This window comes from Microcystis sp. LE19-10.1B, assembly GCF_027530565.1.
Taxonomy (GTDB): domain Bacteria; phylum Cyanobacteriota; class Cyanobacteriia; order Cyanobacteriales; family Microcystaceae; genus Microcystis; species Microcystis aeruginosa.
This window is the reverse complement of the sequence record NZ_JAPZQM010000646.1, coordinates 1-1,187: the sequence shown is the minus strand read 5'-3', so window position 1 is coordinate 1,187 and position 1,187 is coordinate 1. Positions and strand designations below refer to the sequence as shown.

Here is a 1,187-nt window from a genome sequence, read left to right as displayed (position 1 = left end):
TACTATCTACATTACAAGAGATTGTTAAATTAGCAGCTACCGCTAATTCTCTCGCAGAATTTAAGCAGTCTTTGGCTAAAATCAATATCTAGAAAACGGGTTTCTTAGAAAACGGGTTTCTTAAAGAAACCCGTTTTCTGTATAATGTTAATTTTTGTTATATCCCCCTTGAAAAATTGGCGATTGTTTGCACAAAATAGTCGCATTAATCCTTTGCAGTTAACGTCATGACTTCTACCCTGTTGCCGAGCTTTCCTGCTGTTGACGATGTTTTGTTCAATTTTGCTCAATCTGATGGCTTGAGTCAAGCTAATCGGGTGGATAGTGTGAGAAATCAGCGTTTAACCGCTACCGTAGTTTTCCTCGATGCTGGTGTTAGCGATTATCAAAGTCTCCAAGCTGGAGTAATTCCAGAAGTCGCCACGGTTATTCTCTCTCCCAATCAAGACGGAATCGAACAAATATCCGCTTTTTTACCACAAAATCCCCAGATTACCACCACCACCTCTATTATTAAATCGGTGCGTTACGCTATCGCGCTTCACAGCCTACGAGTAAGCAAACAACTCAAATGAACCCAACAACCGCCAATTATGATGAACCCTGGAAAGAAGCATTAAGCGAGTATTTTGAAGCGTTTTTATACTTCTTTTTTCCTGAAGTTCACCAATTAATTGATTGGACAAAAATTCCCGAATCCCTAGAAAAAGAACTCAAACGGATTACCGCTTCAGCAAAGACAAAAAAACGTTTCGCTGACAAACTCTATAAAGTTTGGTTACTCAGGGGTGAAGAAGTCTGGATTTTGATTCATATTGAAATTCAAAGTCAATACGAAGAAAATTTTCCTCAGAGGATGTATATTTATAACTATCGGGCCTTTGATTTGTATCAGAAACCGGTTATCAGTCTGGCAATTTTAGGAGATGAACGAGTAAATTGGCGACCAGATTCCTATAATTATACTATCGCCGGTTGTGAAGTCAGCCTCAAATTCCCAACAGTCAAATTACTGGACTATGAGGAAAGATGGACAGAACTAGAAACAAGTAGCAATCCCTTTGCTATAATAGTCATGGCACACCTGAAAACAAAAGCAACTACTGGGAAGCTGCCACAACGGGAACAGTGGAAGTGGAAGTTAATCAGGGGATTATATGAAAAGGAGTTCGAGAGGGAACAGATAA

The 1,187-nt window shown here is 39.4% G+C and carries 2 protein-coding genes; both read left to right on the top strand.

Annotated elements, in window-relative coordinates; translation table 11 throughout:
- The first annotated feature begins 227 nt into the window (after positions 1-227).
- Positions 228-575: a DUF4347 domain-containing protein gene (locus tag O9332_RS23290; RefSeq protein ID WP_002764487.1), complete on the top strand. Its 348-nt coding sequence runs from the start codon at positions 228-230 to the stop codon at positions 573-575.
- On the top strand, positions 572-1,187 hold a 616-nt coding region (locus O9332_RS23285; RefSeq protein ID WP_288027619.1), incomplete at its 3' end, for an RpnC/YadD family protein. The genes O9332_RS23290 and O9332_RS23285, both read left to right, overlap by 4 nt.